Consider the following 26822-nt stretch of genomic DNA (forward strand, 5'->3'; position numbering starts at 1 on the left):
TTCGGCGGCAGTCAGAACTTCGGCGGCGCCGGCTGCGGGAGCGGCGGAAGCGCGTCCTCGAACAGCCACGGGTGCAGCAGGGCCTCTGCGTCCAGGCCCGTCGTGTGGGCGGCCGCGAGGATGAAGTCGGCGGTGGTCACGGTGCCGTGGCGGAAACGCTCCGTCCAGTCGTGCAGCAGGGCAAAGAACGCCAGGTCCCCGCAGCGTACCCGTACCGCGTGCAGGGCCAGGGCTCCGCGCTTGTAGACCCGGTCATCGAACATCAACTCCGGGCCGGGATCGCCCACCATCAGGTCCTGCGGGGAGGCGGACAGCTTGCGCCAGGCGGCGCGGGCGCGGGCCGCCACCGACATGATGCCGGCCTCTTCGGACCAGATCCATTCCGCGTAGCAGGCAAAGCCCTCATGCAGCCAGATGTCTTTCCAGGTGGCCGTGGTGAGCGAGTTCCCGAACCACTGGTGGGCGAGTTCGTGGGCGATCATCCGCTGCGACTCCCAGTCCGGCCGCAAGTGGTTGGGCCCGAGAATGGACAGCGTTTGCGCTTCCAGCGGGATTTCCAGGACGTCCTCGGTGACTACCACGGTGTACTCCGGGAACGGATATGGCCCAAAGCAATTGGTGAAGGTCCGCATCATGTCGGGCTGGCGGGCCAGGGCGGCCCGGGCGTTGACAGCCAGCGACGCCGGTACGGCAGCATACTGCGGAACGTGCCCCGACGGCCGCTCGGCATTGAGCGTCAGGAGCTCGTAGCGACCGATCTGGACCGTCGCCAGGTAGGTGGACATGGGTTCGGCCTGTTCAAACACCCAGGTCTCGCGGCTGGCCCTGCTGGTGCGGGAGAGCAGCACGCCGTTGCACACGGCGCGGTAGTTCGCGTCGGTGGTCACCGTGATGAGGTAGCTCGCCTTGTCCCGCGGGTGGTCATTGCACGGGAACCAGGAGGCGGCGCCGTTGGGCTGGCCGGCGACCAGCACACCGTCGGAGAGCTCTTCCCAGCCCACTTCGCCCCACACGCCGCGGCGCGGCGCGGGGTAGCCCTCGTAGCGGACGTCCAGGATGAAGGCCTCATTGGCCAGCAGCGGGACCTCGGGGTAGACGACGAGCTGCTCGGCCCGCTGAGTGAACCGGCGCACCCTGCGGCCGTCGAGCTGGATCTTCGTGGCCCGCAAGCCGGTCAGGTCCAGGACGATTGCCGACGTCGGGAGCTGCGTGACGGCGTGCAGGACCGCGTGGCCGACGAGGCGGTTGCTGCTGACCCGGTAGTCGAGGTCGAGTTCGTACCGGGTGACACGGTAGGCGTTGGTCCCGTGGCCCGGCATGTAGGGGTCCGGTGCGCCGGCCTCCAGGCCGGCCCCGCGGGCAGCTCCCGGGCTGGTTTCGCTGCTGCTTGGTGCGCTGGTGCTCAATGGACGAACCTTCGGTTTGTGGTGCTGGTGGACGGGCGCGGGCCGGGCCTAGCGGGGCCTGGCGGGCGGCGTCGGCCCGCCCCACGGGCTGACCGGGTTGCCCATCCAGTACGTCCCGGCGGGGACGGTTTCGCCCCGCATGACGAGGGACGCCGGCCCCACCGTGGCGCCGCTGCCGATCCTGGCCTGCGGCAGGATAACGCCGTGCGGTCCCATGGTGGCTCCGTCATCGAGCGTAACAGTGTCAATGCTCATGACCCGGTCATGGAACAGATGGGTCTGCACCACGCATCCGCGGTTGACGGTCGAATTCCTGCCCAGAGTGACGAGGTCCGCCTCGGGCAGCCAGTAGCTTTCGCACCAGGTGCCGGTGCCGATTTTCGCGCCGAGTCCCCGCAACCACCAGACCATGGCCGGGGTCCCCGTGGCCGCACGCGCGAACCACGGGGCGCTGACCATCTCTATGAAGGTGTCCACCACTTCGTTCCGCCAGATGAAGGAGCTCCAGAGCGGGTGCTCGCCGGAACGGATCCGGCCCACCAGCAGCCACTTGGCTGCCACCGCACTGGCGGCGGCGGTGACGCCGGCCACCAGGACCACCAACCCGCCCAGGACCGCGGCGACCCCGTAATTGAGGGTGGCCGCCAACGCGTCAAACGCCACCATCACCCCGACGGCGATTGCCACCGTCAGCATGACCGGGACGAACCGGCACAGCTCCCACAGGGCGCGCGCCACCTTCAGCCTTCTGGGTGGCTGGTAGGTCCGGGTGTCATCGGAGGCAATGGCGGTGCGCCGCAGCCGCACGGGCGGGCTGCCGAGCCACGACGTCCCGGCCTTCGCCTTGGCCGGAGTCGCGGAAAGCACGGCCACGAGGGAGTTCTTGGGCACATTGCGCCCGGCTCCCGTCATGCCGGAATTGCCCAGGAAGGACCGTTTGCCGATCTTGGCCGGGGCAATGTGCATCCAGCCGCCGTCCAGTTCGTAGGACGCCACCATGGTGTCGTCGGCCAAAAATGCGCCTTCGCCCACGGTGGTCATCCGGGGGATCAGCAGCACTGTCGAGGCCTCCACGTTGCGGCCGACCTTCGCGCCGAGAAGCCGCAGCCAGACCGGGGTAAAGAGGCTTGCATAGATCGGGAACAGCAGGTCCCTGGCCAGATCCAGCACCCGCTCGGTCGCCCAGACCTGCCATCCGATCCGGCTCCGGACCCGGTAGTAGCCCTCTGCGAGGCCGATGCTGAGGAGCCGGGTGGTGGCCAGGACCAGGAGCAGGTTGGTCAGGAACCACACGAGCGCCGCCAGGGGAACGGACAGGGCCAGGCCGGGCAGGGCCGCGGTCAGGGACATGCTGCCCCGGATGAACGCGAAGATGACGGCGGCTGCCGCGGCAGCGGAGACGTAGGGGATGAGCGCCAGCCCGGCCGATGCCGCGGCGAACCCGGCGAACCACAGCCGGCCGGCCAGCCGGTGTTCGGTGGGGGAGTCCGGCCATGAGTGCCGGGCCTTCCCGCGGCGTTCCGCCGGTGACCCGGCCACCAATTGCCCGGCTTTGACCTTGCCGATGACCGCCGATCCCGGCTCCACCTGTGCACCGGCACCCACGATAGCTCCCGGCATGAGCGTGCTGCGGGCCCCGACGCTTGCGCCGGCGCCAATGCGGATGGCCCCGATGTGCACGCGGTCGCCGTCGATCCACCAGCCGGACAGGTCCACCTCGGGCTCGATGTTGGAGCCGGCGCCAAGTGAGAGCAGCCCGGTGACGGGCGGCAGCGAGTGCAGCTGGACGTCGTCGCCGATCTTGGCCCCCAGGGCTTTCGCGTAGTAGGGCACCCAGGGCGCACTGGCCAGGCTGACAGCGCTGGCGAGGTCCTGGATCTGTTCCGCGAGCCAGAGCCGGATGTGCACCCGCCCGGACCGCGGATATGTGCCGGGCACAACATTGCGCAGCAGAATTCGGGCGGCGGCAACGGAGAGCATCATCCGCCCGGCGGGGCTGACGAAGACGAGCCAGGAAGCGCCGACCCACCACCACGAGATGGTGGGTGCGGCGCTGAAGCCCGCGAAGGCCGCCAGAAGATTGTTGGCGGCCATCAGGTAGGTCAGCCAGCGCATGCCGACGAGGATGTGCAAGGGCACGCCCATGAGCATCTGGAAGGCCTGGGATTTCCGGGCGGTGGGACGCACGGTGCGCTCCTGCGCGGGGACTGCGCCGCCCTCGGGCAGCGACTGACGGGCCGTGTCCACCAGGGCGCCCACCCGGGGTGTCGCGTAAATGTCGGCCACGGTGATGGTGGGGTAGCGGACGCGCAGGGCGGACACGAGCTGCGCGGCGGCCAGCGAACCGCCACCGTAGGCGAAGAAATCCGCGTCGAGGCTCGTGACCGGGCTCCCCAGCACGGCGCTCCATTGCTCCACGATCCACTGCGCGTCCTCCGGCACGTTCAGCGGGGCGCCCTCGGCCTCGGCTGCACCGGTTCCGCTCAGCGGCCACGGCAGGGCGTGGCGGTCCACCTTGCCGCTGGTCTTGGTCGGCAGCGACTCAACGAGCGTCAGCAGCGGGATGAGGGGGGCTGGCAGGTTCTCGCCCAGCAGTTCGCGCGCGGCGGCAAGATCGATGTCGCGGCCGGACACGGCGGCCAGGTAGCCGACCAGGATTTGGTTGCCGGCAGCGGTGGTTTGCACGGCGGCGGCGGCGCCGGCGACGTCCGGCAGCGACTGCAGCGCGGCGTCGATTTCGCCCAGTTCGATCCGGCGGCCGCCGAGCTTGACCTGCTCATCGGCGCGGCCCTGGAAGATGAGGCCCTCGGGCTCGTATTTGACGAGATCGCCGGAGCGGTAGGCCCGCGCCCAGCCCAGGGACGGCATGGGGGCATATTTTTCGGCGTCCTTCACCGGGTCAAGGTACCGGGCCAGGCCCACGCCGCCAATGATTAGCTCGCCCACCGCGCCGTCGGCGACCGGCACCGAGTCGGCGTCCACGACGGCGAGATCCCAGCCGTCCAGCGGCAGGCCGATCCGAATGGGGCCGGGTGCACCCAGCCTGGCGGCGCACGCCACAACGGTGGCTTCGGTCGGACCGTAGGTGTTCCACACCTCCCGGCCTTCGACGGCAAGCCGTTCGGCAAGGTCCGGCGGGCAGGCCTCCCCGCCGAAGATGAGCAGCCGGACGCTTTCGAGCGACTCGACAGGCCAGAGCGCGGCGAGCGTGGGGACGGTGGAGACCACCGTGATGCCATGGCTGATGAGCCAGGGGCCCAGATCCATGCCGGTGCGGACCAGAGCCCGGGGCGCCGGGACGAGGCAGGCGCCGTGACGCCACGCCAGCCACATTTCCTCGCAGGAGGCGTCGAAGGCAACGGACAGGCCGGCCAGCACCCGGTCCTGCGGGCCCACCGGGTCATCCTGCAGGAACATGCGCGCTTCTGCGTCCACGAACGCGGCCGCAGAGCGGTGCTGGACGGCAACGCCCTTCGGCGTCCCGGTGGAGCCGGAAGTGAAGATCACCCACGCGTCGTCATCGGGGCCGGGCGGCCGGGGTGCGGGGAAGGGGCGCGGATGTTTGCTGTCCGTGACGATCTTCCCGCCGGCGCGCAGGATGCCGGCAACCCTGGCCTCGCCGAAAACCAGTTTGGCCCGCTCATCCGGATCGTCGGCGTCGACTGGGACATAGGCCGCACCGACCAGCAGCACCGCCAGGATCGAGACGTAGAGCTCGTTGGTGCCGGACGGGATCCTGACACCGATCTTGTCGCCGGCGCCGAGCCCGGCCACGTGCAGTTTCCGCGCCGTTGCCCGGACTTCGTGCATGAGCTGGGCGTAGCTGAGCGAGCGATGGCCGTCGTCGAGGGCGGAAGCATCCGGGAACCGGGCGGCGGTGTCACGGATGATGTCAATCAGCGTCCGTTCCGGCGGGGCCGAGAGCGCGCCCGGCAACTGCGGCGCGTGGACGCGGGCGCCGTTTACCTGAAGACTCTGCACCGTGCCGGTGCCGGGTGCTTCACTCTGGGTCAGTCGTTGCTCGGTCACTGGCGCATTGTCCCTGCAGGAGATGAACGGATGATGTTGCCGCGGCGTGGGGACCGCGGGCTTAGGGGATCAGGATGACCTTGCCGGTGGTGCGGCGCTGTTCGAGGTCATTGTGGGCCTGGGCTGCCTCGGCAAGGGAGTAGCGGGCGCCGATCCTGACCTTGAGGCTGCCCGCGGCAGCGGCGGCGAAGACGTCGTCGGAGCGCCAGCGGCGTTCCCGGGCATCGCGAAGGTAGTGGCCCATGGTCGGCCGGGTGAGGTACAGGGAGCCGCCGGCGTTGAGCCGCTGCGGGTCGAACGGCGGGACCGGGCCGGATGCTCCGCCGAAGAGCACCAGCATGCCGCGGACGCGCAGCGACGCCAGGGAAGAGTCGAAGGTGTCTTTCCCGACGCCGTCGTACACCACGTCCGCGCCGGTGCCGTTCGTCAGGTCCCGGACCCGCTCCGCGAAACCGTCGTAGCGCAGCACGTGGTCCGCTCCGGCCTCGCGGGCCAGCTGCTCCTTCTCATCCGTGGAAACGGTGGTGATGACATGGGCGCCCTTGGCCTTGAGCATCTGGATCATGAGCAGGCCCACGCCGCCGGCGCCGGCATGGAGCAGTACCGTGTGCCCTGGCTCCACCTTGAACGTCGAATTGATCAGGTAGTGGGCGGTCACGCCCTGAAGCGGCAGGGCCGCGGCGGTGAAATCGTCCAGGCCGTCGGGAACGGGCAGCGCCTTGTCCTCATCGATGAGGGCGTAGCCGGCGTAGCAGTTGATGCCTTCGGCGGTCGCCACCCGGTCGCCGGGAGTGAACCCCGTGACGCCCTCTCCGACTTCCTCAATGGTGCCGGAGGCCTCGGAGCCGGGCGTGAAGGGATAGCTGACCTTGTAGACGCCGCTGCGCTTGTAGGTGTCGATGAAGTTCACGCCCACCGCAGCGACCCTGATCAGCAACTGGCCCGGGCCGGGAACGGGCCGGGCAGTTTCGCCGAGCTCCAGGACCTCCGGGCCGCCGGCCCGGCGGGCGAGAATTGCGTGCATCATATGGCTCCTTCTCCGGGCGGGAAATTCTGTCCCGTTCCCTGGGACCATCCTAGGGACACCGGCGGCAACCATGAAGGGGCCGTCCGTAACCAGCCGTCACGTGATGGCCGCTACCCAGGGCCGGGGGAGTTTCGTCCGGCTAGTAGCGGCGGGTGACGGTCGCCATGGGGCATTCGAAGTGGCGGCCCGCGGCGAGCCCGACGTCGTTGAGGTAGCGGACAATAATGCCGTAGGACTGCATCAGCGTGGTTTCCGTGTACGGGACCTGGTGCTTGGCGCAGTATTCGCGAACAATCTTGGCGGCCTTGTCCAGCTGCGGGCGGGCCATGTCCGGGAAAAGGTGGTGCTCCGCCTGGCGGTTGAGGCCGCCGAGCAGGATGTCCATGAAGCGGCCGCCCGAGATATTCCGGGACGTCAGCACCTGGCGGCTGAAGAAGTCCACGCGGCTGTCCGCCGGCAGTACCGGCATGCCCTTGTGGTTCGGCGCGAACGAGGCACCCATGTAGAAGCCGAACACGGCCAGCTGGACGCCGATGAAGGCGAACGCCATGCCCAGCGGCAGGAAAGAGAACGCGAGGACCGGAAGCAGGCTGAGCCGGACCGCGAGAATCGGGATCTCGACCCAGCGGTGCGTGACCTTGGCCCGGCGGACGATGAATTTCACGGAATCGATCTGCAGTCCCAGGCCCACCAGGAAAAGGAGCGGGAAGAAGAACCAGCCCTGCTTGCGCGTCAGGAACGCGAGGCGTCCCTGGCGGTCGGCCACGGCTTCGGGGTAGAAGGCGACGGGGCCGGGCGCGATGTCCGGGTCCTTGGAAATGACGTTGGGGTGGTTGTGGTGCGCGCCGTGCTTCTGCTCCCACCACGAGTAGCTGATGCCGGCCACGGACGTGGCGAGCAGCCGTGCGGCCCAGTCGTTGGCGCGGCGGGACGCGAAGATCTGGCGGTGCCCGGCTTCATGGGCCAGAAAACTGAGTTGGGTGCACAGGATGCCCAGGGCGGCGGCGATCAGGAGCTGGAACCAGCTGTCACCAATCAGCGCGAAACCGAACCAGGTGGCGGCCATCAGCAGCACGAGGCTGGCGAAGACGGTGATGTAGAAACCCACACGCCGTTCCAAGAGGCCGGCCGTCTTGACGCTTTTCAGGAGTTCCGAATAGCTCAGGACCACGGCGTTGGGCTGGCGGACCCGGGAGGGCGGTCGCGCCGGCGTTTGGGCGGGAAGGGTTGAAGTGGCGGTCATAGAGCGCTGGCCTCGTCACTGTTACGGGCAACGCTGCAAACTGACATTCGCAGCTGCACGGTCTGGATCACCCTTTACCAAGCATACGCCCCGGGGTTTAGCCGAAGCTTCGATCCCCGGCGGATCCTCTGGCGGCGGAATTCCGGACGCGGCCGCAGGGATGCATAAATATCGGCATCTATGCATACTCTTGCTGTATAGTCGTGCTTATGACTATTTCTGTTGCCGTCTCCGGGGCGAGCGGTTATGCCGGTGGCGAGGTCCTGCGGCTCCTCGCCGGTCATCCCGACGTCACCATCGGTGCCATCACGGCCCACAGCAACGCCGGTTCCAGACTAGGGGAATTGCAGCCGCATCTCCATGGTTTGGCGGACCGGATCCTTGAAGACACCACGGTGGCCAACCTGGCCGGGCACGACGTCGTGTTCCTCGCGCTTCCGCACGGGGCGTCCGCGGAGATCGCGGCCCAGCTGCCCGCCGGGACGGTCGTGATCGACGCCGGGGCGGACCACCGCCTCGAGGACCCGGAAGCCTGGCAGAAGTTCTACGGTTCCGCGCACGCCGGGACCTGGCCCTACGGTCTCCCGGAACTTCCCGGCCAGCGCGACGCCCTCCGCGGCGCCACCCGGATCGCCGTCCCGGGCTGCTACCCGACGTCGGCCCTCCTGGCGCTCACCCCCGGCTTCAGCAATCACCTGCTCGAAGGCGACGACGTCGTGATCGTTTCCGCGTCCGGAACCTCGGGGGCCGGCAAGGCCGCCAAGGTGAACCTGATCGGCGCCGAGGTCATGGGGTCCATGAGCCCTTACGGGGTGGGCGGCGGGCACCGGCACACCCCGGAGATCGAACAGGGACTGTCCAAGGCCCTGAATGCCCCGGTCACCGTGTCCTTCACGCCCACGCTCGCCCCTATGAGCCGGGGCATCCTCACGACGGCGACCGCGAAGGTCCGGCGGGGTGTCACCGCCGAGGAGCTACGCCGCGCCTGGAGCGAGGCCTATGACGACGAACCGTTCGTCCACCTGCTCCCCGAGGGCCAGTGGCCCTCCACCAAGTCGGTCCAGGGCTCGAACCACACGGTCATGCAGCTCGCCTTCGATCAGCGCGCCGGCCGCGTGATCGTGTGCTGCGCCATCGACAACCTGACTAAGGGGACGGCCGGCGGGGCCGTGCAGTCCATGAATATTGCCCTCGGCCTGGCGGAAACCGCCGGCCTCAACCTCCAGGGAGTCGCACCGTGAGCATCACCGCACCGATTGGGTTCCGCGCCGCCGGCGTCACTGCCGGCCTCAAGGCCTCCGGCAAACCGGACCTGGCCCTGGTGGTCAACGACGGCCCGTCCAAGGCCGCCGCGGCCGTCTTCACGTCCAACCGGGTCGCGGCAGCTCCCGTGCACTGGTCCCGCGAGGTCCTCAAGGACGGCCGCGTGGACGCCGTCATCCTCAATTCCGGCGGAGCCAACGCGTGCACCGGGCCCCAGGGCTTCCAGAACACGCACACCACCGCGGAGAAGACCGCCGAAGCGCTGGGTGTCTCCGCCACCGACGTCGTCGTCTGTTCCACCGGACTGATCGGCGAGCAGCTGCCCATGGACAAGATCCTGGCCGGAATCGGATCAGCCACGGCCGCCCTGGCCGCCGACGGCGGCCCCGAGGCGGCCACCGCCATCATGACCACGGACTCCGTGCCCAAGCAGGCCGTCTTCACCGGCACGGACGCCGAAGGCACGCCGTTCACCATCGGCGGCATGGCCAAGGGCGCCGGCATGCTGGCCCCGGGCCTGGCCACCATGCTGGTGGTCCTCACGACGGACGCCGACGTCCAGCCGGAAATGCTCGACGTCGTCCTCCGCGACGCCACCCGGGTCACCTTCGACCGCGCGGACTCGGACGGCTGCATGTCCACCAACGACACCGTGGTCCTCCTGGCCTCGGCCGCCTCCGGCGCCGTGCCCTCCGCCGCCGCATTCGGCGCCGGACTGACCGACGTCTGCGCCGAACTGGCACGCAAGCTGATCGGCGACGCCGAGGGCGCCAGCCACGACATTGCAATCCGGACGTTCAACGCGGCGAACGAGAGGGACGCCGAAACCGTCAGCCGCGCTGTCGCCCGCTCCAACCTGTTCAAGACCGCGATCTTCGGCAAGGACCCCAACTGGGGCCGCGTGCTCTCTGCCGTCGGCACCACCGACGCGGCGTTCGAGCCGGACCAGCTGAATGTCTCCATGAACGGCGTGCAGATCTGCCGCAACGGCAGCATCGGCGACGACCGCGGCCTAGTGGACCTGGAGCCGCGCGAGGTCCTCGTCGAAATCGACCTGCAGGCCGGCGAGGCCGAGGCCACGATCCTGACGAACGACCTCACCCACGATTACGTCCACGAAAACAGCGCCTACTCCAGCTGACCTCCCCGGGGAACAGCTAAGGACGAACGGGCAGGACGAACAGGAAGGACGAACGCCCATGAACACCCAGACACGCGAGACCACCTCCCAGTCCGACGCCCGGGACAAGGCCGCCACGCTGATCGAGGCACTGCCCTGGATCCAGCGCTTTGCCGGCACCACCATGGTGATCAAGTACGGCGGCAACGCCATGGTCAACGACGGCCTGCGCCGCGCGTTCGCCGAGGACGTCGTGTTCCTGCACCACGTCGGCATCCACCCCGTGGTGGTCCACGGCGGGGGGCCGCAGATCAACGCCATGCTTGGCCGGCTCGGGATCGAATCCGAGTTCAAGGGCGGCCTGCGCGTGACCACGCCCGAGGCCATGGACGTGGTCCGGATGGTCCTCACCGGCCAGGTGGGCCGCGAACTCGTAGGCCTGATCAACTCCCACGGCCCGTACGCCGTCGGCATGTCCGGTGAAGACGGCGGCCTGCTCCGCGCCGTGCGCACCGGCACCGTGGTGGACGGCGAGGAAGTGGACCTGGGCCTTGTGGGCGAGGTTGTCGGGGTAAACCCGGAAGGGATCGTGGACATTCTCGCGGCCGGCAGGATCCCGGTGATCTCCACTGTTGCCCCGGAAATCCACGACGACGGGTCCACCACCGGGCAGGTGCTTAACGTCAACGCGGACACGGCGGCGGCGGCGGTCGCGTCAGCCCTGGGTGCATCCAAGCTGGTCATCCTGACCGATGTCGAAGGCCTCTACGCCAACTGGCCGGACAGGTCATCGCTCATCTCCTCGCTGACGGCTTCGGAGCTGCGCGAGATGCTGCCGCGCCTTGAGTCCGGCATGATCCCGAAGATGGCGGCCTGCCTGAAAGCGATTGACGACGGCGTCGAGCGCGCCCACATCGTGGACGGCCGGCTGCCGCACTCGATGCTTCTGGAAACCTTTACCACCGCCGGCATCGGCACCCAGGTGGTCCCGGACGAGGAAGTGAACGCATAGTGAGCAGCACTGAACTGAGCCATTCCGCTGAAGGCCGCAGCAGCGATGGGGGGCCGGGTGTGGTCGGGCACCGCGAAGCGGGCGGGGCCCCCATCGCTGCGGACGCCGCCGCAACCGCGCTCGTCGGTCAAACCAGTGGCGCGCAGTGGCTGTCCCGCTACTCCTCCTCCTTGCTGGGCGTCTTTGGCACCCCGCAGCGGGTCTTGGTCCGCGGCGCCGGCTGCCTCGTCTGGGACGCCGATGGCAAGGAGTACCTGGACCTGCTCGGCGGGATCGCGGTGAACGCCCTCGGCCACGCCCACCCCTTTGTCACCTCGGTAATCTCCAGCCAGCTCGCCACCCTGGGCCATGTCTCCAACTTCTTCACGAGCCCCACCCAGATCGCCCTGGCCGAGAAGCTGCTGGAACTGTCCAAGGCCCCGGCCGGCTCCAAGGTGTTCTTCGCGAACTCCGGCACCGAGGCCGTCGAGGCGGCCTTCAAGCTGGCGCGCCGCAACACCGGATCAGACTCCGCCCCGCGCACCAAAATCATCGCGCTCGAGGGCGCCTTCCACGGCCGCACCATGGGCGCCCTCGCGCTCACCGCGAAAGAGGCGTACCGGGCGCCGTTCGCTCCGCTGCCCGGCGGCGTCGTGCACGTTCCGTTCGGTGACATCGAGGCCCTCCGCGCCGCGGTGGACGACACCACGGCCGCCGTTTTCCTCGAACCGATCCAGGGCGAGGCCGGGGTCCGGCCGCTGCCCGCCGGCTACCTCAAGGCGGCCCGCGAGGCCACGAGCGCGGCCGGTGCCCTCCTGATCCTCGACGAGGTCCAGACCGGCATCGGCCGAACCGGCAAGTGGCTGGCCAGCGAGGACGCCGGGATTGTGCCCGACGCCGTCACGCTCGCCAAGGGCCTCGGCGGCGGCTTCCCGATCGGCGCCCTCGTGACGTACGGCCCGGAGACGTCCGCCCTGCTGACCGCCGGACAGCACGGCACCACGTTCGGCGGGAACCCGGTGGCCACGGCCGCCGCCCTCGCCACGTTGCACGTCCTGGAAAGCCAGGACGTCCTGGCCCACGTCCGCACGGTGGGGGAGCACCTGCGTGCCGGCCTGGCCGGCATTGACGGCGTGACCGAGGTCCGCGGCGAGGGGCTGCTGATCGGCTTCGACCTCGACGCCGACGTCGCCGCCGGAGTCGTTGCCGCCGGCCTTGACGCCGGGTTCATCGTCAACAGCCCGGGGCCGAAGACCATCCGGCTGGCGCCGCCGCTGATCCTGACCACTGACCAGGCCGACAGCTTTCTGGCCGCGCTGCCCGCACTCCTCATGACCGCAAAGGACGCCAAGTGACCGCCCCGATGACCGCATCTGGAATTTCGACAAGACCCGTCCGCCACTTCCTCAAGGACACGGACCTGAGCCCGGCCGAACAGGCCGAGGTCCTCGAACTCGCCGTCCGGATGAAGGCCGCGCCCTACAGCGTGCAGCCCTTCGCCGCAGCGGGCAGCGGCCGCCAGACGGTGGCTGTCATCTTCGACAAGACCTCCACCCGGACCCGCGTGTCCTTCGCCACCGGGATCGCGGACATGGGCGGCAACGCGCTCATCATCAACCCGGGCGAGGCGCAGATCGGCCACAAGGAGTCGGTCGAGGACACCGCCAAGGTGCTCGAGCGCATGGTGTCCACCATTGTGTGGCGCACCGGCGCGCACGCCGGGCTGGTCGCGATGGCCGCGAACTCACGCGTGCCGGTCATCAACGCCCTGTGCGATGACTACCACCCGTGCCAGCTCCTGGCCGACCTGCTGACCATCAAGGAGCACAAGGGCGCCCTCAACGGCCTGACCATGGCCTATCTGGGGGATTCCGCCAACAACATGGCCAACTCCTACCTGCTGGCCGGCGTCACCGCGGGCATGAACGTCCGCATCGCCGGCCCGGAGGGGTACCTGCCGTCACCCGAGATCATCGCGGCCGCCGAGGACCGCGCCGCGGAGACCGGCGGCTCGGTACTGGTCACGATCGACGCCGCCGAGGCCCTGCTGGGCGCCGATGTCGTCGCGACGGACACCTGGGTGTCCATGGGCCAGGAAGCGGAAAAGGAAGCGCGGATGGAACTGTTCCGCAACTATTCCGTGGACTCCGCAGCGATGAAGCTCGCGGCGCCTGACGCCGTCGTGCTCCACTGCCTTCCTGCCTACCGGGGCTACGAAATCGCCGCGGACGTCATTGACGGCCCGCAGTCGGTGGTCTGGGACGAGGCCGAAAACCGGCTTCACGCCCAGAAGGCGCTCATGGCCTGGCTCATGCACCGCTCCGGCCTGGCAGTGGTTGATGGGCTCGCGCCGGTCGATGGGCTCGCGCCGGTCGATGGCCTCGCGCCGGTGGACGGCTTGGCCTGATGTCCGTCCAGCCAGCCTCGCCGGGGGCCAGCCCGGCCACCAAGACAGCCCGGCAGGCAAGGATCACGGCCATCCTGACGGGCGAATCGGTCCGTTCGCAGGCCGAACTCGCGGCCCTGCTCGCGGACGACGGTGTGCAGGTCACCCAGGCCACGCTGTCCCGGGACCTCGTGGAACTCGGCGCGGTCCGGGTCCGGGGCAAGGACGGGGTCCTCGTCTACGCCGTCCCGGGCGAGGGCGGCGAACGGGCAGCCAAGAGCGGCGTCACGCAGGAAATCCTGGACGCCCGGCTGACCCGGCTGTGCGGGGAACTGCTCGTCACCGCCGAAGCCTCGGCCAACCTCGTGGTGCTCAGGACCCCGCCGGGTGCCGCGAACTTCCTGGCCCTCGCGATCGACCACTCCGTGATGCCCTCGATCCTGGGCACCATCGCGGGGGACGACACCGTCCTCCTCGTCACCCGGGACCCGCTGGGCGGCGCGGACGTCGCCGCACGGTTCCTGCAGTTCGCCGAGGAAGCCGGCCAATAAGCCGCGCAACACCCCGGGCGCCCCGGGCTTGTGACAGGCTTGCAACAGAGATTTTCCACGACTGACAGCATCACCAAACAACTAAGGAGCATTTGACGTGACTGAGCGTATTGTTCTGGCCTACTCCGGTGGCCTGGATACTTCCGTAGCCATCGGCTGGATCGGGGAAGCCACCGGCGCCGAGGTCATCGCCGTGGCGGTCGACGTCGGACAGGGCGGCGAATCGCTGGAGACCATCCGCCAGCGCGCGCTGGGCTGCGGCGCCGTCGAAGCCTATGTGGCCGACGCGTCCGATGAGTTCGCCAACGAGTACTGCGTGCCCACGCTGAAGGCCAACGCCCTCTACCAGGGCCACTACCCGCTGGTCTCGGCCATCTCCCGCCCGGTGATCGTCAAGCACCTGGTCAAGGCCGCCCGCGAATTCGGCGCCACCACCGTCGCCCACGGCTGCACCGGCAAGGGCAACGACCAGGTCCGCTTCGAGGTCGGCATCCAGACCCTCGGCCCGGACCTGAAGTGCATCGCCCCGGTCCGCGACCTCGCCCTGACCCGCGACAAGGCCATCGCCTTCGCCGAGGACAAGGGACTGCCGATCGAGACCACCAAGAAGAACCCGTACTCGATTGACCAGAACGTCTGGGGCCGCGCCGTCGAGACGGGCTACCTCGAGGACATCTGGAACGCCCCCACCAAGGACATCTACGACTACACCGCCACCCCGGAATTCCCGCCGGCGCCGGATGAAGTCACCATCTCCTTCGAGGCCGGCGTGCCGGTTGCCATCGACGGCGTGAAGGTCACCCCGCTGCAGGCCATCAAGGAACTCAACCGCCGAGCCGGTGCCCAGGGCGTCGGCCGGATCGACGTCGTCGAGGACCGCCTCGTCGGCATCAAGTCCCGCGAAATCTACGAGGCCCCCGGCGCCATGGCGCTCATCACGGCGCACAAACACCTCGAGGACATCACGATCGAGCGCGAGCAGGCCCGCTTCAAGGCCACCGTCGGCCAGCGCTGGGCCGAGCTGGTCTACGACGGCCAGTGGTTCTCCCCGCTCAAGCGCTCCCTCGACGCGTTCATCGAGGACACCCAGAAGTACGTCTCCGGCGACATCCGCATGGTGCTGCACGGCGGCCAGGCGGTCGTCAACGGACGCCGCTCCGAGACCTCGCTCTACGACTTCGACCTCGCCACGTACGACACCGGCGACACCTTCGACCAGTCGATGGCGCGCGGCTTCATCGAGCTGTGGGGCATGTCCGCCAAGGTTGCCTCCGGCCGCGACATCCGCGTCGCCGGAAAGTGAGTCAGCAGCAGGGCCCACGGGCGCAGGGGTCCCCGGCCGAGCGAAGCGAGGCTGGGGTGCGCCCGGGGACGAAGTCCGAAGCTACCAACACCGGTGCGCTGTGGGGCGGCCGGTTCGCCGGCGGCCCCGCCGACGCCCTCGCGGCGCTGAGCAAGTCCACGCACTTTGACTGGCGGCTGGCCCGCTACGACATCGCCGGGTCCAAGGCGCACGCCCGCGTGCTGCACAAGGCCGGGCTGCTGGACGACGTCGAGCTGGAGGGCATGCTTGCCGCCCTGACGCAGCTGGACGAGGATGTCGCCTCCGGCGCCTACCTTCCGGCGGAGTCCGATGAGGACGTGCACGGTTCTCTGGAGCGCGGACTGATCGAGCGTGCCGGCACCCAGCTCGGCGGCAAGCTCCGGGCCGGCCGGTCCCGCAACGACCAGGTGGCCACGCTGGGCCGGATGTTCCTGCGCGACCACGCCCGGATCATCGCCCGCGGCGTGCTCGCCACGATCGACGCGCTGGTGGACCAGGCCAAGGCCCACCAGGGCGTGGCCATGCCGGGCCGCACCCACCTCCAGCACGCCCAGCCGGTGCTGCTCAGCCACCACCTTCTGGCCCACGCCTGGGCGCTGCTGCGCGATGTGCAGCGGCTGGCCGACTGGGACAAGCGTGCCGGGGTTTCGCCCTACGGCTCGGGCGCACTGGCGGGCTCCTCGCTCGGGCTGGACCCGGAGGCCGTGGCCGCAGAACTGGGCTTCTTCTCGGCCACGCACAACTCGATCGACGGCACCGCCTCGCGCGATGTCTTCGCCGAGTTCGCCTGGATCACGGCCATGATCGGCGTGGACCTGTCCCGGGTCTCGGAGGAAGTGATCCTGTGGGCCACGAAGGAGTTCTCCTTCGTCACCCTGCACGATTCCTATTCCACCGGGTCCTCGATCATGCCGCAGAAGAAAAACCCCGACGTTGCCGAGCTCGCGCGCGGCAAAGCGGGCCGGCTGATCGGCAACCTGACCGGGCTCCTGGCCACGCTGAAGGGCCTGCCGCTCGCGTACAACCGCGACCTGCAGGAGGACAAGGAACCGGTCTTCGACGCCGCCGACACCCTGGAAGTGCTGCTTCCGGCCGTCTCCGGCATGATCGCGACCCTGACGTTCAACACCGAACGGATGGAATCCTTGGCACCCCAGGGCTTCGCGCTGGCCACGGACATTGCCGAATGGCTGGTCCGGCAGGGTGTTCCGTTCCGCGAGGCGCACGAGCTCTCCGGGGCCGCGGTCAAGCAGGCCGAAAGCCGCGGCGTCGAGCTCTGGGACCTGACGGACCAGGAATACGCCGCCATCTCGGCGCACCTGACACCGGAGGTCCGCACCGTCCTGTCCACCGAGGGTTCGCTCAACAGCCGCAACTCCCAGGGCGGCACTGCACCGGCCGCCGTCGAACGCCAGCTGCTGGCGCTCGAAGGCGAGCTCGCCGCCGTCCGCGGGTACGCAGGCTAGTCAGCCGACGCTCCCTCACTTCCGGCAGCGTTTCCGCCGACGCTCCTGCACTGCCTGCAGGAGCGTCGGCGGATTTCCTGCCAAAAGTGAGGGAGCGTTGTGCGTTTGCCGCCGGAAACTCCCCGCTAGCATTGCCGCATGAGCGAATCGTTCCGCCAGATGCTGCGTGCCCTGCCCGATTTCCCCGAGCGGCTCCCGGACTTTGACCCGGCTGCCGCCCCCGCGGACCCTGCCGAACTCTTCCGGCTTTGGCTTGCCGAAGCCCTCACCGCGGGGGTGCCGCAGCCGAACGCCTGCAGCCTGGCCACAGCCGACGAGCGCGGCAGGCCGTCGTCGCGGATGCTGATCCTCAAGGACATCGACGCCGACGGCTGGCACTTCGCCACCTTCCGGGAATCCCGCAAGGGGCGAGAACTCAGCGCCAACCCGCACGCGGCGCTGAACTTCTTCTGGCAGCTGCAGGGCCGCCAGGTGCGGGTGGCCGGGGACGTGGTCGAACTGTCCGCCGAGGCCTCAGCCGCGGACTGGCACGCCCGGCCCGGCGCGGACGGCACTGAGAACCCCAACTGGCAGCTCTACGCGGTGCGGCCCCGCGAGGTTGAATTCTGGCAGGCACGGCACGACCGGCGGCACATTCGGCACCGTTACCCGATCCGCTGAGCGGCCTGCGCCCAGTTAGTCCGCCCAGTTAACCGGCGTTAATCCGGTGGCTCCGTTAGGATGGGCGCCATGACCTCAATCACCCCACAAAACCTGCTGGAGGAACTCCGCCGCGCCGCCGACGTCGTGACCGGAATCGCCGCGAAACTGGGCGACCACGACGTCCAGGCCCCCTCGGAACTCCCGGGCTGGACCCGCGGGCACGTCCTGGCGCACATCTGCGGGATCGCCAACGCAATGGCCCGCCAGCTCGACTACGCCGCCCGCGGCGAGAGCATCGAACTCTACGACGGCGGCTTCGAAGGGCGCACCCGCGCCATCGAGATGGCGGCGGGCCACAGCCTCGCGGAACACCGGGCAGACCTCGAAGCTGCCCTGGACCGGGCCCTGCGCGCCTTCGGCGCCCTCGACGAGCCCGGCTGGCGCGCGCCCATCACCTACCGCGGTGGAGTCGTGTTCGACGGCGGCCTGGCCCTGTGGCGCGAACTCGTCATCCATGCCGCCGACCTGGGGACCGGCCGCGGACCGGAAACCTGGAGCCGGCCCTTCTGCGAGCACCTTTTCGATTTCCTCTCCGCCCGCGTGCCCGACGGCCAGCGCTTCGTACTGCAGCCCCTCGGCCTGCCAGACCGGGCCATTGGCAGCGGGGGGAAAACCACCGTCATCAGCGGCATGCTCACCGATATCGCCGCCTGGCTCGCCGGCCGCACGCCCACCCTCGGGAGCCTGCGCGCCACGGCCGCGGCCGACGGCGTCGACCTCCCGGAGCTGCTGCCCTGGCCCGCCGGGGTGCCCGTAACGAACTAGGCCTGCACCGCCAGGGCCAGTTGCCGCTCGCGGTCCAGCAGGCGGCCCTTGACGGCCAGCCCCCAGCGGAAGCCCCCCAGCGTGCCGTCGGTGCGGATTACCCGGTGGCAGGGAACGAACAGGGCCGCCGCGTTGAACGCGCAGGCACTGGCCGCTGCGCGGACGGCCTTGGCATTGCCGGAGAGTTCCGCATACTCGGTGTAGGTCACGGGGCGCCCCGGCGCGACCGTGCGGAGCACCTCCCACGCGTGGCTGCGGAAGGGGGCGGACTTCTGCAGCACGGGCACTTCCATGGCCAGGTCCGGGTCACCGGAGTAGAACGCCTCCACGGCGTCGGAGATGGAACCGAGCCCGGTGACGGTCTCGAACTCGGCCGGCAGCAGGTCTGCGTGGATTTGCCCCGTCAGTTCGCCGGGCTCGGCGGTCCAGCCGGCGGACAGGACGGCGCCGTCGCGGGCAATGATGGTGAAGGGACCGTCCGGGGTGGACATGGTCAACAACTGGGCTTTCATGGTTTCGCTTTCTTCGGAGCCTGCGCAGGAGTCTGTGGTGGTGTTGGCGTCTGCTTGGGAGTCTGTGTTGGAGTCTTTGACCCTGTCCGCGCCGCCTGGGCGACCGCCGCCGCGCGCCAGAGATGCATCGTGGCGTACGAGCGCCAGGGACTGACTTCACGGAAATCGGCGGCCGGGGCGGCGCCGGAGGCTCCGTCGGCGCTGGCCGGATCGAGCGAGCGGATGCCGTTGCGGACCGCGGCGTCGTTGGCCAGGAACACGTCCGGGGCCCCGATAACCCGCATCGCGGCGTAGCCCACGGTCCAGGGCCCGACGCCGGCCAGCGGCAGGAGCTTGGCCTCCAGGCCACGCAGGTCGTCGCCATAGCCGAAGTCCAGGTCCCCTGAAGCCATCGCCGCCGCCGCGCCGCGCACGGCATCAATTCGCCGCTGCGGGCCGCGGATCAGTTCGAAGCCGTTCTCCGCGATCTGGGCGGCGGTCGGGAACAGCCGGTGGAGGCCGTCGGCTGGGACCAAGCTTTCGCTGCCGGCGGCGGACAGCAGAACCAGGGCGGTCCGCGCCGCAGCCACCGTGATCTGCTGGCCGATCATGGCCCGGATCAGCAGCTCCTGGGGGTCAACGGCGCCGGGCATCCGCATGCCCGGCGTGCGTGCCACCGCGGCGGCCAGCCGGGGGTCAGCCGCGAGGGCGGCATCGATGGCGACGGGGTCGGCGTCGAGGTCCAGCAGGCGCCGGACCCTGCTCAGCAGGGAGGCCAGATCCCTCAAGTCCACGGCGCCGATGGTCAGCACCAGCGGACGCCCGGCCGCGCCGGCGTCGTAATCCACGCGAAACCGGGCATCGCCGTGGGCCAGCCGCAGGGTCCGGGCATATGAATGGGAGGTGCCTTCCTCGATCCCGGGGATGGCGCGGACGGCCAGGAAGTCGAACACGCCGGGATCGAACGGTTCCCGGTACGGAAGGTTGAGCGTGAGCGCCGTGCTGGCCGCGGGGGCGCGGTGGTGGCGGGCCGTGGCCCGGAGCGCGGAGGGCGTCATGGCAAAGACTTCGCCGATTGTCTCGTTGAACTGGCGCACGCTGCTGAATCCGGCCGCGAACGCAATGTCGGAGACCTTCATTGCGGTGGAGACCAGCAGGGTGCGTGCGGTCTGCGCGCGGCTCGCCCGCGCCAGGGACAGCGGTCCCGCACCGAGTTCGTGGCTGAGGATCCGGTTGAGCTGGCGCGAGGAGTAGCCCAGCCGGGCGGCCAGCCCCTCGACCCCGTCGCGGTTCATCACGCCGTCGTTGATGAGCCGCATGGCGCGGCCGGCGATGTCCGAGCGGACGTTCCAGGCCGGCGTGCCGGGCACGGCCTCCGGCAGGCAGCGCTTGCAGGCCCGGTAGCCGGCGTCATGCGCAGCGGCGGAGGTTTCATAGAAGGTGACGTTGGCCGCCTTGGGCGTCCGGGCGGGGCATGAGGGCCGGCAGTAAATGCCGGTGGTCCGAACAGCGGTGTAGAACTGCCCGTCGAAACGTGTGTCCCTGGCATCGATTGCCCGGTAGCGCTGCCAGAAGTCCATGACCCCATCCTGCCAGCTTCGCCGACCACCTGCTAGCGGGATTCGGACACGGCCACAGGCCACCCTGCGGCAATTTGTTAAAGTCTGAACATGACCTCCAGCCCGCTCCCCGCACCTCCAAGCACCCGGCCCGGCACAGGGGGAGACGCAGCGCCTGCCCCGGAATCCGGCGCTGAAACGGGCGCAGGGCCGGCCGCTGCCATGCCGCTCCGGGAGCTGCTCTCGGCAGATGCCCGGCACGTGGCGCCGCTGCTGCTCGGCGCCGTCCTGACGCACGACGGCGGCAACGGCCTTGTTTCAGTGCGGATCACCGAAGTGGAGGCATACCTGGGCCCGCACGATTCGCTGCATCCTGATCCCGGCTCCCACACCTTCCGCGGCCAGACCGCCCGCAACGCGCCGATGTTCGGTCCGGCCGGCCACCTGTACGTATATTTCACCTACGGGATGCACCACTGCGCCAACATTGTCTGCGGACCCGAGGGCGTGGCGTCGGCGGTGCTGCTGCGGGCCGGCGAAGTGGTCGCGGGACAGGATCTGGCCAGGTCCAGGCGTCCTGCCTCGAAATCGGACAACGACCTGGCCAGCGGTCCGGCCCGGCTCGCCACCGCGCTGGGGCTGACGACGGCGGACAGCGGACGGGATGCCCTCGTGGCGCCGTTCCGGCTGGAACTGCCCGCGAACCCGCTGGGCGCATCCGCGGACATCAGCTCGGGTCCGCGCGTCGGCGTTTCCGGCGCCGGCGGCAGCCACGACTACCCCTGGCGGTTCTGGCTCAGCGGCGACCCCAGCGTCTCCCGCTACAAGGCGGCCAAAGCCGGCAAAGCGCCAGGCACCCGGGGCGTGTCCTAGGGGCATGCCCGTGATGACCGGCGCCGGCGGCGGAGGGAACTGAAGCATTATGGGTGAGGGGAAACGCGGGAAACCAGGCACGGAGCTGGAAAGGCTCCGGATCTTTGCGGAGCTGGCCACGGAGTACTTCCGCATGGTTGATCTGTTCGCCCCTGGCGGCGAGCCGGTCCCGGGGAATTCCGTCGAGGGGGAGCGCAGGCGCTGGGTCGGGCTTTTCCGGGCGGTCCTGTTGCGCAAGTTCATCGTTCCGGATGAACATGTTTCGCTCAAACTCGTGGTGCGGGCCCTGCGCCTGTGCAACTACTCCGCGGATCCGCGGTTGACCGAGGGGACGGAAGAAGCGGCCGCGCTATTCACCAACGACATGATCCGGGGCCGCCCGGCGCTGCTGGCAGGTCTCGCCGACAACCTCGCTGACAGTCTCGCTGGAGATGATGATCATGACCTGTTCGAGGACGTCCTCTACGGGCGGCTCCTGCACGGCGACGCGGACAGGTTTCGCCGGTCCGGGTGGGCGGAGGATCATGCCCGGCTGGGTGCCGTGGCGGCCGGCCGGTTCGAGGCGGAGCACGCGCTCAGCAGGGCGCTCGAGGTTGTCTCCTACGGGTTTGCGCATGACCTCCTGCGGTCGCCGGAACCGGGCGGCGAAGTTTGACGGCCCCCGGATATGTCGGCCCCCGGATTTCCCTTGCCCGCAGATATCGCGGCCGCAGGGCGTCCGGGGCGGCTGCCGGCACATCGGCCCACAAGACGAAGGGCTACCAGCCAGTAAGGTGGATGGGTGAATCAAAGCGAGCAGAAGCAGCCCAAGACAGCCCAACCGGTGGATGAACTGATCAGCAGCCTGTGCGCCACCATCCCGGACTACCCCAAACCCGGAATCAGCTTCAAGGATCTGACCCCGGTATTCGCCGACGGATCGGCGCTAACGGCCGTGGTCAACGCCCTCATTGAACCGTTCGAGGGCCAGTTCGACGCCATCGCCGGGGTGGAAGCCCGCGGCTTCCTTCTCGCGGCCGCTGCCGCCTACGCCTCCGGCACCGGCGTCATTACCGTCCGGAAGGCCGGCAAGCTGCCACGCGCCGTCGTCTCCGAGGACTATGCCCTGGAGTACGGCACCGCCACCCTTGAACTGCACACCACCGACCTTGCGCCGGGGAGCCGCGTGCTGATCCTCGACGACGTACTGGCCACCGGCGGCACGCTCGGCGCCGCGGCACGCCTGTTCGAGCGGTGCGGCATTCACGTGGCCGGCGTCGGGGTGGTCATGGAACTGGACGATCTGGGCGGCCGTGCGGCACTGGCCAGCCATAACGTCCGCTCCCTCCTGCGGCTGTAATTGCGTCGCTGACGGGCGCCGCGGGCTGGACCATGAGGACCTTGTCGGTAGAATTCCCTGACGAAGACTGCCTTGGCATTGTTCCGGAGACACATAACAGCTGCGTCCGCGGAATGGCTGTAGAATGGTGGGTCTGTCTTTTTCGATAGGGGAACGTTCGATGCACGACGCTGATTTGGCCCATGAACGCGACTATGTGGCCGGACTTTACGCCCGGCTAGATGAGCTGCGGGCAGAGAAGCGCGCCCAACTGGCCCAGGTGCGCCGTGCCGGCGCGGTGGGCACCATGCAGAACGTCTCTGAACGCGATGCCTTCGCGGCCCTGTACGAGGACCGCCTCGCCCAGCTCGACGCCGTCGATGACCGCCTCGTGTTTGGCCGCCTGGACCTGGACTCGGGCGAAGCCCAGTACATCGGCCGCATCGGCCTCACCACCGAGGACCTGCAGCGGCTCATGGTGGACTGGCGGGCGCCCGAAGCCGGCCACTTCTACCAGGCCACGGCGTTTGACCGGCAGGGCGTCCGCCGCCGCCGTCACCTGATCCTGCAGGGCCGCGAGGTCAAGGCGATCGAGGACGACGTGCTCGACGCCGACCTGCTCGCCGACAACGATTCGCTCCAGGGCGAAGGTGCGCTGCTCGCTGCCCTGAACTCCAAGCGGACGGGCCGGATGTCCGACATCGTCGGAACCATCCAGTCGGAGCAGGACCGGATCATCCGCTCCTCCATCTCGGGCGCTCTCGTCGTTCAGGGCGGACCGGGCACCGGCAAGACCGCCGTCGCACTGCACCGCGCGGCGTATTTGCTGTACACCCACCGGGACCGGCTCAAGAGCGCCGGCGTCCTGCTGGTAGGACCGACGTCGTCCTTCATGAAATACATCGAACGCGTGCTGCCCTCCCTCGGCGAGACCGGCGTCGTGATGGCGAGCCTGGGCCGGCTCATGCCCGGCATCACCGCCGTCGCCGAGCCGGACTCCGCCGTCGCCGCCATCAAGGGCCGGCTGGACATGGCCGGGGTGGTGGCCAACGCCGTGGCCAACCGGCAGCGCATCCCGCCCGCGAACCGGATCCTGGAAGTTGACGGCCGCAAGCTGGTCCTCACGCCGCGCCAGGTCCGCCGCGCCAAGGAGCGGGCGCGCGCCACGGGCAAGCCGCACAACGAGGCCCGCGTGTCCTTCGTCAAGATCCTGCTCCGCGAACTGACTGAGCAGATGACGGAGCTTGTGGAAGCCGGGAACATCGGTAACAACGCCGACCGGTCCTACCTGGCGGAGGACGTCCGTTCGGCCCGCGATGTCCGGATCGCCCTGAACCTGTGCTGGATGCCGATGACCCCGGAGAAGCTCGTGGGGGAGCTGCTGAGCAAACCCGCCATCCTCGAGGCGTGCACTCCGAACCTCAGCCCGGAGGAACGCGCCTTGCTGCTCCGTCCCGCTGGCTCGCCGTGGACCGAGTCTGACGTTCCGCTGCTCGATGAAGCCGCCGAGTTGCTCGGCGAGCTCGATGCCGCCGCGGGCCGGGGACTGGCGCAGCAGGAGCAGGACCGGGCCCGCGACCTGGCCAACGCCAAGCAGACCCTGGTCAACATGGAAACCGCCGGCGTGGACGTCCTCGTCTCGGCCGAAGACCTGGTGGACCAGAACCAGGAGCGGGAGACGCGGCTGACCGCCGCGGAGCGCGCCACCACGGACCGCACCTGGGCGTTCGGGCACATCGTGGTGGATGAAGCGCAGGAGCTCTCACCCATGCAGTGGCGGCTGCTGGTCCGGCGCTGCCCGCTGAAGTCGTTTACGATAGTCGGCGACATCGCCCAGACGAGTTCTGTCGCCGGGGCCAACTCCTGGCACGGCGCGCTCGGCCCCATGTTCGGCGACCGCTGGCAGCTCGAGGAACTGACCGTCAACTACCGCACGCCGTCCCAGATCGCCGAGGCCGCCGCGCGGATGGCCAACGCGGCCGGGCTGGTGGTGTCGGCACCCAAGGCGGTCAGGGAAGGCCGCTGGTCGCCCGTCATCGACCGCGTCGCAAACGGAAAGATCGTCAGCAAGCTCGTCGAGGTGCTCCCGGAGGAGCTGGACGCCATTGAGGGCGGCCTCCTGGCGGTCATCGCCGACGGCGATCTTCTCCCCGAGGCCAACGCGGCGCTGCGGGCGGTCTACGGCCACCGGGTCGGGACCGGCGCGGGCAGCTACGCGCAGGACATTGTGGTGATCAGCCCCCGCGAGGCAAAGGGACTGGAGTTCGACGGCGTCGTGGTCCTGGAACCGACGGCCATGCTCAACCACGAGCACGGCCGGGTGGGGGACTTGTACGTTGCCATGACCAGGCCCACGCAGCGCCTGCGGCTCATCGCCGCCGCCGGGGTCCCGGCCGGCATCGAGGAATAGGCCCGGTCCTGCTACAGCCCGGTCGTCGCTGTGCGGCTACGGGCTCTCGCGGCTGTGCGGCCGCCTGCTGCGCAGGTCACCTGCGATGCGGGTGACGTTGATCCTGCTAACTTAGATTCCGTGTCCCAGCTAAATATTCTCGATGCCCAGCAGAACGATCCCAGCTTTGCCAATATCTGGCAGGAGCTGAAATGGCGCGGCCTTGTCCACGTCTCCACGGATGAGGCGGAGCTCGAAAAGCTCCTCGCCGGCGACCCCGTGACGTACTACTGCGGCTTCGATCCGACCGCGCCGAGCCTGCACCTGGGCAACCTGGTGCAGCTGCTCCTGATGCGGCGGCTCCAGCTGGCCGGCCACAAGCCGCTCGGACTGGTGGGCGGCTCGACGGGCCTGATCGGCGATCCGCGTCCGACGGCGGAACGCACCCTCAACACCAAGGACACCGTCTCCGAGTGGGTGGGCTACCTGCAGGCACAGGTCCGGCGTTTCCTGAGCTTCGAAGGCGACAACGCCGCCCGGATGGTCAACAACCTGGATTGGACGGCGCCGCTCAGCGCCATCGACTTCCTGCGCGAGATCGGCAAGCACTACCGTGTCGGCACCATGCTCCGCAAGGACGCCGTTGCGTCCCGCCTCAGTTCCGACGAAGGCATCAGCTACACGGAGTTCAGCTACCAGATCCTGCAGGGCATGGACTACCTGCAGTTGTTCCGCGACCACGGCTGCATGCTGCAGACCGGCGGCTCGGATCAGTGGGGCAACCTCACCAGCGGCACCGAGCTCATCCGCAAAGTGGAGGGCAAGCACGTCCATGCCCTGGGGACGCCGCTCATCACCAACTCCGACGGCACCAAGTTCGGCAAGAGCGAGGGCAACGCGGTCTGGCTGGATCCGGCCATGTGCAGCCCGTACGCCTTCTACCAGTTCTGGCTCAATACGGCCGACGCCGATGTCGCGGACCGCCTCAAAGTTTTCACATTCCTGAGCCGGGCCGAGATTGAGGCACTGGAACTCTCCATCGCCGAACGGCCCTTCGCCCGCGAAGGGCAGCGGAAACTGGCCTACGAGGTGACCTCGCTGGTCCACGGCGTGGACGCCACGGACAAGGTCATTGCTGCATCCGCCGCGGTGTTCGGCAATGGCGATCTCTCCGTCCTGGACGAAGCGACCTTGAAGGCGGCGACCTCCGAGCTGCCGTCTGCCACCGTTGACGCCGGCGCCCTGGGCATCATCGAACTGCTGGTCGCCTCCGGTCTGTCCGAAAGCAAGTCCGCCGCACGGCGTACTGTCGGGGAAGGCGGGGCCTACGTCAACAATGCGAAGGTGTCCGACCCCGACGCCGTCATTGCGGCCACCGAGTTGCTGCACGGGCGCTACCTGCTCCTGCGCCGGGGCAAGAAGAACCTGGCAACTGTGGAAGTCGCCGCTTCCTGACGCGTTCCCAAAACGTCGTGTGCACGCTCCTTCCCGGCCGATTTGCGCGGCCGGGGAGGGGCGTGTATTGTTTTCTGAGTCGCCGCCGGTGAGTGGTGACAACCCCCAACAAATGAGAAGCAATTCTTCATGCGCTCGGCGCAGATAATGAAAATTGCTTCGATTATGCTGGGCGGATTCGCTCCACAAGGTGAAATTCGGATGAAAATCGCGAATTTGCAAAGTGGAAATGAATGAAATAAGCTGTAAACATCGCAGCGAAGAAAAGCGAAATAAAAAATTCAGTGAAATGAATTGTTTCGAAAAGTATTCGAATGTGTCTGTTGTTTGAGAACTCAATAGTGTGCCAAGTTTGTTGATACCAATTTATTGTATTGAATTGGTTGATTGTGCCGGGCCCGCCACCCCGTGGTGTGGTCTGGTGTTTTTAGCTGGTTTCAAATTTTGTGCATTGTGTGCATCCC

21 protein-coding genes are annotated in these 26822 nt (G+C 68.7%); 15 read left to right on the forward strand and 6 right to left on the reverse strand.

Annotated elements, in window-relative coordinates; genetic code table 11:
• Positions 1 to 11 precede the first annotated feature (11 nt).
• From AB4Y72_RS04320 to AB4Y72_RS04335, 4 genes are all read right to left on the reverse strand, one after another.
• The gene (locus AB4Y72_RS04320) at positions 12 to 1406 is read right to left on the reverse strand and encodes a M1 family metallopeptidase (protein WP_441424921.1); all 1395 of its coding nucleotides are present in this window, start codon (positions 1404 to 1406) and stop codon (positions 12 to 14) included.
• A gap of 48 nt (positions 1407 to 1454) precedes the next feature.
• A complete protein-coding gene (locus tag AB4Y72_RS04325) occupies positions 1455 to 5387 on the reverse strand; it encodes a Pls/PosA family non-ribosomal peptide synthetase (RefSeq protein ID WP_441424966.1) in 3933 nt (1310 codons plus the stop codon).
• A 109-nt stretch (positions 5388 to 5496) separates the two neighbouring features.
• Positions 5497 to 6462 carry a quinone oxidoreductase family protein gene (locus AB4Y72_RS04330; protein WP_441424922.1) on the reverse strand — a complete coding sequence of 322 codons (966 nt, stop codon included), beginning with the start codon at positions 6460 to 6462 and terminating at the stop codon, positions 5497 to 5499.
• Between the two features lie 139 nt (positions 6463 to 6601).
• A complete protein-coding gene (locus tag AB4Y72_RS04335) occupies positions 6602 to 7705 on the reverse strand; it encodes a fatty acid desaturase family protein (RefSeq protein WP_441424923.1) in 1104 nt (367 codons plus the stop codon).
• Between the two features lie 209 nt (positions 7706 to 7914).
• Here AB4Y72_RS04335 and argC point away from each other — a divergent pair, with 209 nt between their 5' ends.
• From argC to AB4Y72_RS04385, 10 genes are all read left to right on the forward strand, one after another.
• Positions 7915 to 8946, forward strand: a complete 1032-nt coding sequence (gene argC / locus AB4Y72_RS04340; RefSeq protein WP_441424924.1) for an N-acetyl-gamma-glutamyl-phosphate reductase — start codon at positions 7915 to 7917, stop codon at positions 8944 to 8946.
• Positions 8943 to 10109 carry a bifunctional glutamate N-acetyltransferase/amino-acid acetyltransferase ArgJ gene (argJ, locus tag AB4Y72_RS04345; protein WP_441424925.1) on the forward strand — a complete coding sequence of 389 codons (1167 nt, stop codon included), beginning with the start codon at positions 8943 to 8945 and terminating at the stop codon, positions 10107 to 10109. The genes argC and argJ overlap by 4 nt, the downstream gene beginning before the upstream one ends.
• A gap of 58 nt (positions 10110 to 10167) precedes the next feature.
• A complete protein-coding gene (gene argB, locus AB4Y72_RS04350) occupies positions 10168 to 11100 on the forward strand; it encodes an acetylglutamate kinase (protein WP_441424926.1) in 933 nt (310 codons plus the stop codon).
• A gap of 92 nt (positions 11101 to 11192) precedes the next feature.
• A complete protein-coding gene (locus AB4Y72_RS04355) occupies positions 11193 to 12434 on the forward strand; it encodes an acetylornithine transaminase (RefSeq protein ID WP_441424967.1) in 1242 nt (413 codons plus the stop codon).
• A gap of 8 nt (positions 12435 to 12442) precedes the next feature.
• A complete protein-coding gene (gene argF, locus AB4Y72_RS04360; protein WP_441424968.1) occupies positions 12443 to 13486 on the forward strand; it encodes an ornithine carbamoyltransferase in 1044 nt (347 codons plus the stop codon).
• On the forward strand, positions 13486 to 14016 hold the full coding sequence (locus AB4Y72_RS04365) for an arginine repressor (protein WP_441424927.1): 531 nt from the start codon (positions 13486 to 13488) through the stop codon (positions 14014 to 14016). Before argF ends, AB4Y72_RS04365 begins: the two co-directional genes overlap by 1 nt.
• Before the next feature lie 97 nt (positions 14017 to 14113).
• A complete protein-coding gene (locus tag AB4Y72_RS04370; protein ID WP_441424928.1) occupies positions 14114 to 15319 on the forward strand; it encodes an argininosuccinate synthase in 1206 nt (401 codons plus the stop codon).
• A gap of 56 nt (positions 15320 to 15375) precedes the next feature.
• The gene (gene argH / locus AB4Y72_RS04375) at positions 15376 to 16806 is read left to right on the forward strand and encodes an argininosuccinate lyase (RefSeq protein ID WP_441424929.1); all 1431 of its coding nucleotides are present in this window, start codon (positions 15376 to 15378) and stop codon (positions 16804 to 16806) included.
• 138 nt (positions 16807 to 16944) lie between these two features.
• Positions 16945 to 17466, forward strand: a complete 522-nt coding sequence (locus AB4Y72_RS04380) for a pyridoxine/pyridoxamine 5'-phosphate oxidase (RefSeq protein ID WP_441424930.1) — start codon at positions 16945 to 16947, stop codon at positions 17464 to 17466.
• Between the two features lie 69 nt (positions 17467 to 17535).
• On the forward strand, positions 17536 to 18273 hold the full coding sequence (locus AB4Y72_RS04385; RefSeq protein WP_441424931.1) for a maleylpyruvate isomerase family mycothiol-dependent enzyme: 738 nt from the start codon (positions 17536 to 17538) through the stop codon (positions 18271 to 18273).
• On the opposite strand, the gene AB4Y72_RS04390 is transcribed toward AB4Y72_RS04385, so the two are convergent.
• Both AB4Y72_RS04390 and AB4Y72_RS04395 read right to left on the reverse strand, forming a co-directional pair.
• Positions 18270 to 18785 carry a methylated-DNA--[protein]-cysteine S-methyltransferase gene (locus AB4Y72_RS04390; RefSeq protein ID WP_441424932.1) on the reverse strand — a complete coding sequence of 172 codons (516 nt, stop codon included), beginning with the start codon at positions 18783 to 18785 and terminating at the stop codon, positions 18270 to 18272. The two genes, AB4Y72_RS04385 and AB4Y72_RS04390, sit on opposite strands and share 4 nt — an antisense overlap.
• On the reverse strand, positions 18782 to 20344 hold the full coding sequence (locus tag AB4Y72_RS04395; RefSeq protein ID WP_441424933.1) for an AlkA N-terminal domain-containing protein: 1563 nt from the start codon (positions 20342 to 20344) through the stop codon (positions 18782 to 18784). Before AB4Y72_RS04395 ends, AB4Y72_RS04390 begins: the two co-directional genes overlap by 4 nt.
• A 201-nt stretch (positions 20345 to 20545) precedes the next feature.
• Between AB4Y72_RS04395 and AB4Y72_RS04400 the strand changes: the two genes are divergently transcribed.
• From AB4Y72_RS04400 to tyrS, 5 genes are all read left to right on the forward strand, one after another.
• Complete coding sequence (locus tag AB4Y72_RS04400; protein WP_441424969.1) at positions 20546 to 21196, forward strand: DNA-3-methyladenine glycosylase; 651 nt, start codon at positions 20546 to 20548, stop codon at positions 21194 to 21196.
• A 49-nt stretch (positions 21197 to 21245) separates the two neighbouring features.
• Positions 21246 to 21851 (forward strand): hypothetical protein, encoded by a 606-nt coding sequence (locus AB4Y72_RS04405; RefSeq protein ID WP_441424934.1) that lies wholly within the window; start codon positions 21246 to 21248, stop codon positions 21849 to 21851.
• Between the two features lie 126 nt (positions 21852 to 21977).
• Entirely contained in the window at positions 21978 to 22535 is a 558-nt protein-coding gene (locus AB4Y72_RS04410) for an adenine phosphoribosyltransferase (RefSeq protein ID WP_441424935.1), read from the forward strand.
• Positions 22536 to 22695: 160 nt separating this feature from the next.
• Positions 22696 to 24924: a HelD family protein gene (locus tag AB4Y72_RS04415; RefSeq protein ID WP_441424936.1), complete on the forward strand. Its 2229-nt coding sequence runs from the start codon at positions 22696 to 22698 to the stop codon at positions 24922 to 24924.
• 120 nt (positions 24925 to 25044) lie between these two features.
• Positions 25045 to 26358, forward strand: a complete 1314-nt coding sequence (gene tyrS / locus AB4Y72_RS04420) for a tyrosine--tRNA ligase (protein ID WP_441424937.1) — start codon at positions 25045 to 25047, stop codon at positions 26356 to 26358.
• Positions 26359 to 26822 lie beyond the last annotated feature (464 nt).

This window comes from Arthrobacter sp. YAF34 (genome assembly GCF_052113245.1).
Classification (GTDB): Bacteria; Actinomycetota; Actinomycetes; order Actinomycetales; family Micrococcaceae; genus Arthrobacter.